At 44.9% G+C, this 7,670-nt stretch carries 4 protein-coding genes and 6 tRNA genes; 1 reads left to right on the forward strand and 9 read right to left on the reverse strand.

What is annotated here, in order from left to right; translation table 11 throughout:
* Window positions 1-398: 398 nt before the first annotated feature.
* Window positions 399-1,226: a MerR family transcriptional regulator gene (locus ARA78_RS13095; RefSeq protein ID WP_055273926.1), complete on the forward strand. Its 828-nt coding sequence runs from the start codon at window positions 399-401 to the stop codon at window positions 1,224-1,226.
* 39 nt (window positions 1,227-1,265) lie between these two features.
* Here ARA78_RS13095 and ARA78_RS13100 read toward each other — a convergent pair whose 3' ends face one another.
* From ARA78_RS13100 to ARA78_RS13140, 9 genes are all read right to left on the reverse strand, one after another.
* Window positions 1,266-3,449: a TerD family protein gene (locus ARA78_RS13100; RefSeq protein ID WP_055280696.1), complete on the reverse strand. Its 2,184-nt coding sequence runs from the start codon at window positions 3,447-3,449 to the stop codon at window positions 1,266-1,268.
* A 292-nt stretch (window positions 3,450-3,741) separates the two neighbouring features.
* A complete protein-coding gene (locus ARA78_RS13105; RefSeq protein ID WP_055273922.1) occupies window positions 3,742-5,079 on the reverse strand; it encodes a uracil-xanthine permease family protein in 1,338 nt (445 codons plus the stop codon).
* Between the two features lie 99 nt (window positions 5,080-5,178).
* A complete protein-coding gene (locus tag ARA78_RS13110) occupies window positions 5,179-6,558 on the reverse strand; it encodes an amidohydrolase family protein (RefSeq protein WP_055273920.1) in 1,380 nt (459 codons plus the stop codon).
* A 403-nt stretch (window positions 6,559-6,961) separates the two neighbouring features.
* A tRNA-Leu gene (locus ARA78_RS13115) sits at window positions 6,962-7,047 on the reverse strand.
* Window positions 7,048-7,077: 30 nt separating this feature from the next.
* Window positions 7,078-7,150, reverse strand: a tRNA-Val gene (locus ARA78_RS13120).
* Between the two features lie 32 nt (window positions 7,151-7,182).
* A tRNA-Asp gene (locus tag ARA78_RS13125) sits at window positions 7,183-7,256 on the reverse strand.
* 30 nt (window positions 7,257-7,286) lie between these two features.
* Window positions 7,287-7,360, reverse strand: a tRNA-Ile gene (locus tag ARA78_RS13130).
* A 9-nt stretch (window positions 7,361-7,369) separates the two neighbouring features.
* A tRNA-Val gene (locus ARA78_RS13135) sits at window positions 7,370-7,442 on the reverse strand.
* Window positions 7,443-7,473: 31 nt separating this feature from the next.
* Window positions 7,474-7,547 (reverse strand) — tRNA-Asp (locus ARA78_RS13140).
* Window positions 7,548-7,670: the final 123 nt, after the last annotated feature.

Raw genomic sequence — 7,670 nt, forward strand, 5'->3', positions numbered from 1 at the left:
TGTAATACCCTTACCGGGTCGCTCCCGCTTAACTCAGCCTGCAGCGGTACTAAGGTGCCGCTTGGAGCGTCACCTAAGGACCGGCGGCCTCGTATTCCCTGTAAGGGTATTACAGCATCAACGGTCCGAGCATTAACATTATTGATTAGGCTCCTGATATCAGCTTCATCCAATAACTCGTCTACTTTATCTTGTGTGGTTAATTAACTTGGTGAAATGGTAAACCCTTGTATCATGCTAGAGTCAATGTACTTGATTTGTTTTTGCAAATTTCGGAAGATGTGAAGATTTCTCCATATGTCAGCTTAATTTTATTAAGTATTTTTATAGAAAATAGAATTTGATTAGGTGGTGTGTTACGATACAGTTATATGAGATCAGGAATTGGAGATTATATTATGAAGAAAAAGGATACTTTCAAGATTGGGGAATTGTCTAAGCTGTTTGATATCGGCGTGGATTCTATCAGATATTATGAGAAGGTTGGGATACTGCACCCTGTGAGAAATGACGAAAACAATTACAGGATGTACACCATTGATGACGTCCGCCGCCTTGCGCTTATCCGTGAGCTGCTGGGACTCAGCTTTTCCACTGACCAGATCCGTGAATATGACGAGGACAGAAATATCGATAGTACGACATCCCTGCTCAGAGCCGAGCTTGACGTGGTTGACGCTGAGATTGCCAAGCTCAAAGCCACCAGGGACAGTATCCAGAACCGGCTGGACACCATCACATCCCTTTGCAGCCCGGATATACAGGATGAATTTGAGACTATTGTGATAAAGGAGCTTCCAGACCGAAAGTGCGTCATGGTCACTGACGACAATCTTCCTGATGATTATGTCTCCTATTATGTGGTCAAATACATGCAGAGCCACAACACCAAGATTGACACAATAGGTGCCTGCGACTGCTATACCCTTGACATCCCCGGAAGCAATCCAAAGTCCAAGTATTACCGTACCAAGAACGTATTCTTCTTCGCACCATACCTTGAGGACGCCGATTGCAATTATGTACTTCAAGCAGGAAGATATCTCTCCATGACATACAAGGGCGCCCTGACCAAGACAAAGGAACTGCTGCCACGGCTCTATACATACGCACAGGATCACCAGCTTGAGATTGCCAGTGACCCTGTTGAAATGTGTCATATAGATGATTATGAGACCAACGATGACAGTGAATATATAATTGAGCTGCAGCTCATGATAAAATAACCATTTTGCCACAGCTCATTTTGTTCTCTAAAAATGTAATTACAGATACTCACTCATGAACAGCTCCGTGTCGTATGGGGTTATCACCATTTTATCACGCTCATTCTCCACTGTGTCATTATTCAGATACAACGCAGTGTCAAACACAATGTCAGCATCTTCCCTGTTATCCACCAACACTCCTCTGCCCATGACATTGAGTGCGATAAGATCGTAGAGATCCGGCTTCTTCATATTCACCATGGAATAGCATACCGCTGCGACTCCAGAAAGATTGCTCTCCAGATTATTGCCGACGGTATTTGTGTGGACTCCACTGAGCGACAGATTCATGTCACACCAGATAAACTCCCGCTTAACACAGTCAAATATTACAGGAATACACACCGTGCTGCCCGCTGTGAGATCCAGCTTCTGTTCCACCGTCTTTGGCTCATATATCTCACCCGAGTTCACATCAGCCCTCTCCATCCAGCCAAACATTGCATGAGGCATCTCCGCATAGTTCTGACCGGTAAAGCTATACACCTGGTACACCACATACCTTGCACCATATCTCACAACTGAATCTACGTCCACATCAAGGAACTCACTGACACCATCACCATCCACAGGACCGCCATTTACAATGTCCCCCGAATGACAGGCCTTATATTTCTCAGATTTCAGATTGGTATATGACACATGCTCCATGTAGTTCCAGTTCTCGTCAAATATAGCCGCCGACAGGTCTATGTCGACTCTTCCATCGTCATACGACTCCAAATCACATTTGTCCATATTCGTCCACCATATAAATGCCCTCACAGCATCTGTCTGCGAAGCCATAGGGAGTCTCGAGCCTCTGACTATAGTCTTAAGCGCCTTGCTGGCACTTCTCTGGCTGAATGGAACCACATAATTCCTGTAATCCTCAGACAAGTACACCTTACCAATAGGCTCCCTCTGTCCATAGATCTTCACAAGGGCATTTTCACAGATCCGAACAACTTCCTGACAGTATCTCTCATCTATATCTGGCAGATTGTTTTGCTCGCTGTGGCACTTTGCAAGGCGCCCCTTTGGGAAGAACACTCTCACATCTGTATGCTCAGGTCTGTGCAGAAAGTGCTCCCTCACCTGAAGCAGTACTGGTGTCGACACCTTCTCCGCCACAGACGCAAAGCTTCTTATAACAGGCTCTTTATATGTCTCTCTGAGCAGCTGATCCAGTCTCCTTGCCAGTTCACCCGGTCTCTTCACCAGCTCGGCAAACGCACTTTCATACTCACCATAGGCAAGGTCAAACTCAACCTTTCCTGCAAATGTCTCTATCTTCCTGTTATTTCTCAGCTTGTCAAATGCATTTATCGCCCTGTCATACTCCAGAGTGTATCTGCTGCAGTCAAACTCAGAAGGATGGATCCTCTCTCCAATTCTGATCCATCTCTCCTTATATCTGAGCATATCCTCCTCTATATTCGGACAGCCAGACAGAAGCTCCATGATCATCCTTCTCTGTCTGCGTGAAAAGCTTCTGTATCTAGTATTCTCCGCAAGGCTCACATCGCCATCACTCATGGCAGTCACAAGTCTCAGCACATCAGTTGCAGTCTTTACATATTTCCTGAGCTCACTGACATTTGCCAGAGGCTTCTTCTGCAGATAGAGCGCGGCGATGTATGCAGCATTCTCCTTGTGTGGTATATCATCAGGCAGCTTCATATTCTCAGTCTCGAATAAATATGCTATATCCTCCCTGTCAGTTTTTGATATAGATGTTCTCGACATGCAGATATTGTCAAATATCTGTCTCACATCAGCCTCACTTCCAAGCTGCAGAACTTTGACCTTCGTCTCATCAAAAAGTGGCAGTCTGTCATTTACACGCTTTCTGTGATTCTTTGGATACAGGATACCATCCGACCAGTAATGAACCATTGCATTTATATACAACTCAGAAAAATGTGCATCCATAACACCCTTTGGAAAGTCGGCATACATAGGCATATATACAACATTTGCACCCACAAGCTTCATAAGCGCGGCTTTGAGTTCAAGATAAAATTCTGTCAGTTCATTGACGCTGTATGTTCTGAGAACGTCAAACATCTCCCTGGAAAATGTATATCCAAGTTCTTCGATGTTCTTCATAATGGCCGTTATGTAGCGATCATTTGCCACTCTTGCAGTACCAGTGCCAAGTATCACTTTGTTTTTACGCCTGAGCAATATCTCGTTCATAACTTTTCTCCTTATTAATGAGGAAACCGGTGGCGGTAAGCTTTTACATTTATCATCCCAATTAAGAAGGAACCACCACCATAGCCTCTTTGTGTTTCGCGATAATCAATATATCAAATCGAAACTGTCCAATCAATGAACCGCTAGTTTAAAATGAACATCGTCTCTTGCGATCACGGACTTTGGCTCGTTGCTCTGCGCAAATACAAAAGACACATAGAGTATATGCCGCACTGCTTACTCTATGTGCCTTTTAATTTTATAGTTTTCGCTTTATATAGAAATTACGAATTCATCCCTCAAACGCGACCTTCACTGCCTTTTTCTTCCTGGGAAGGCAGAGCTGGAGCACCACCGCTATGGTTGCACCAACTGCAGTTCCTGATGACATGAAGTAGTTCAGGAACTGAGGCATTGCGTTCATCACATCTGTAGGAATGACTATAGTTGCCACAGCAGCCACAACTGAGATTCCGACTATCAGAGATGATCTCTCGTCAAGCGGCTCACTCTGTATGATCTTGATTCCATTTGATATGAGCAGGATACATACAACCGCAAATACACCATTTACGACAGGTGTCGGTATACATGATATGACGGTCATAAGCTTTGGACATACGCCGAGCACCATGAGTATCATACCACCCGCAATGATTGCCATGCGGCTTCCAACCTTTGTGATCGCAAGGACTCCAGCGTTTGACGAATATCCTGTCATCGGTGTACCGCCGAACAGTGAGCCGACAAGACATCCAACGCCCTCACCTATGGTAGCACGGTCTATCCTCTTATCGCTGAGATCCTCGCCCGTGATGGCACTGATCGTCACCCATGTTCCTGTTGTATCGAGGAGTACGATAAGGTAAATAAACATCATGAGTATACAGGACTTGATCTCAAACTTTGGAAGTCCAAAGTGGAAAAACTCAGGCAGCTTGAACCATGCTGCATCGTGTACTGAACTGAAGTCCGAAGCTCCCATTGCTGCTGCAACCACTGTTCCAGCAACCAGTGCAAGTATTACGGATACCATGTGAAGTATCCTGTTATGCTTAAGCTTGTACTGAAGTATCATACATACGATGAGCACTCCTGCAGCGGTAAGTCCTGATGCCACATTTGCACTTAAGTTTCCATCTGAGCTTGCGATTCCCTTTGCAGCTGTCGGTGTCAGGGATATTCCAACTATGAGTATGATGATACCGCCGATGAATGGAGGTATTGCCTTTCTAACGAATTTCGAGAAGCCCTTAAATATTCCCAGCAATATGATCATGATCGCACCGGGTATCAGACTTCCTATCATGGCGCTGACGCCCATGGTCGCGCCTATCGTACACAGCGCTCCAAGCGGTACATATGATGGTCCCTGTATGATAGGGTACTTCATGAAGAATCCCGCCTGCAATATGGTTGCAATTCCACATGCAAAGAAACTCATCTGAAGGAAAAATGATAACTCTCCTCCGGCAAGTCCTATCGCCGCTCCAAGTATCAGCGGCATGATATACAGATCCATTGACAACACGTGCTGCATTCCGAGAAATGCCGCTTTGCCACAGCTTATCTTTTCATTTACGCCAACTATGAGCTGGCTGTCATTTTCTATTATCTTCTTATCTTCCATATGAATGCGCCTCCCTATCTTAAATTTGTTTCAATACAGATATTTCAAATATATTTATTATTATGGTCTGATGGCCTTCTTTGTTTATCCCCATCCATCTTATTTATCTGCAAGCTGCTTTTTCAGAACCCCAAGCTCGCTGTTTATCTCATCGATCAGGCTTCTCTCATCTATTCCAAATGTGAACTTTCCGCCCTGATATACTACCTTTCCATTTACTATCGTTGTATCGATATTTTCCTCGGATGACGCATATACGACCGTCGCCTTTGCATCATGCATAGGCGCCGACTTCAGATGGTTTGGGTCAAATATTATGAGATCTGCGATCTTTCCTGCTGCCAGCGTTCCCAATTTGTCAGCCATACCTATAGCCTTTGCACCGCCTGCCGTTGCCATGTGTATGATATCGTCTGCACTGATGACCGCTGCATCTCTATGTATTCCCTTCTGTATGAGAGCTGCCAGCTTCATACTCTCCAGCATGTCCGTACTATTGTTGGATGCCGCACCATCCGTTCCTATAGATACATTTACCCCTGTAGCAAGGCTTTCCGGAATAGGTGGTATTCCTGAACCAAGATAAAGGTTAGGTGCAGGATTGTGACTTATTGACACTCCATATTTTGCAAATCTCTCTATATCATGAGGTGTGAGGTTTACACAGTGCACTGCAAGGAATTTGTCTGTCAGGAATCCTATCTCCTCAAGCATATCAACTATATCCTTGCCGTAATACCTGCCGCACATCTCATTGTCGACCTCGGTCTCCTTGATGTGCATTGAGTATCTCACATTCTCACTGAGACAATACTCAAGCATCTCCTGATAGCCCTCCTTCGTGGTCGACCATGTGACGTCCGGGCCTGTCCAGATCGAAAGCATGTCATTTTCTTTATATGCTTTCTTCAGAGCATCCACTTCCTTCATGGCCTTGCCAGCAGGCTCAAGGAAGCACTTCGGCATTCCATATTCCTCTCCGGTATCCTGAAATGTTCTGATAAATACACTACGGATACCCGTTGATACCATTCCATCTATACAGGAATGAGCCAGCTCAGGATCCTGATTGGTGTAGAAGAACTCACTCATCGTCGTACATCCACTCTTTATCGCCTCCATACAGGCAAGCTGTGCTGCCAGCTCATGCTGATGTGGTGTCATATACTGTCCATATGGAAGTGCTGAAAGATTCAGCCACTCGATCAGTCTGTGATCTGCTCCAAGGCCCTTCAAAAACGACTGGAATATATGGATATGTGTATCTATGAATCCCGGAAATACTACTTTGCCTTCCGCATCTATCACACGTCCGGCGCCCTCACATTCCTGAAGCTCCTCCGGTGTCAGCTCATTCATTTCCTTTATCAGAGTTATCCTCTCTCCCTCTATTCCTATGATTCCTTTCGCATACACTTTTCTGTCCTCATCCATTGTGTGTATCTGCGCATTTTTGATTATCAGATCATAACTCTCCATAGCTCATTCCTCCTGACTTTGAATATCCACTAAAAAAGGAGTCCTTCCCCGGCAGTGTGTGTTAAAATGTTCCACACAAACTACTTTTGAAAAGACTCCTTTGTCCTGTTCTAAATCTTCTGTATTACATTTTCATTTTCCGCGGTATAAACAAAAAAAGAACCCTACAGCTATCTGTTTTGGTGTTAAGGAAAACAGATAAAACTTTTGGTTCCTGATGGCTCGTATCTTAGCACTATCCCGTCAAATGGTCAATACTCATAACCTCTGTTGTTATATTTTTATTTTTTTAAAGGACTTTACCTTAATATCTTATGTTTATGCCATTTTTGCTTAATATTTTAAGGTAAAGAAAAAAGCCTGAACCCCTTGATTTTCCTTAGGTTTCAGGCTTTTAATTTAATGCCGGCGACCGGAATCGAACCGGTACGGGAGATTAGTCCCGCAGGATTTTAAGTCCTGTGCGTCTGCCAGTTCCGCCACGCCGGCATTCTGCACCTTATTAAAAGGTTTAGAAAATGGGACCTATAGGGCTCGAACCTATGACCCTCTGCTTGTAAGGCAGATGCTCTCCCAGCTGAGCTAAGATCCCATTTGTTAAAAAGTATTCTGTTATGAATACAGCGACCCGGATGGGGTTCGAACCCACGACCTCCGCCGTGACAGGGCGGCGCTCTAACCAGCTGAGCCACCAGGCCATATTCATTGTTTCTTATTATTAGTAAGAGTGGACGTTCGGGGACTCGAACCCAGGACCGATCGGTTATGAGCCGATTGCTCTAACCAACTGAGCTAAACGTCCTCATTTAAGTGGGACCTATAGGGCTCGAACCTATGACCCTCTGCTTGTAAGGCAGATGCTCTCCCAGCTGAGCTAAGATCCCATTCATAAAAAGTATTCTATTGTGAATACAGCGACCCGGATGGGGTTCGAACCCACGACCTCCGCCGTGACAGGGCGGCGCTCTAACCAGCTGAGCCACCAGGCCATATTCAAAGGTATGTACCTTCAGAATTTCACACAGAAAGAGGTATCTTCTAAAGCTTATCTCTTAGAAACCTCTAAGGATAAGTCCTCGACCTATTAGTACTTCTCAGCTGAGTGCGTTACC

It is taken from the genome of Coprococcus eutactus (genome assembly GCF_001404675.1).
GTDB lineage: Bacteria > Bacillota > Clostridia > Lachnospirales > Lachnospiraceae > Coprococcus > Coprococcus aceti.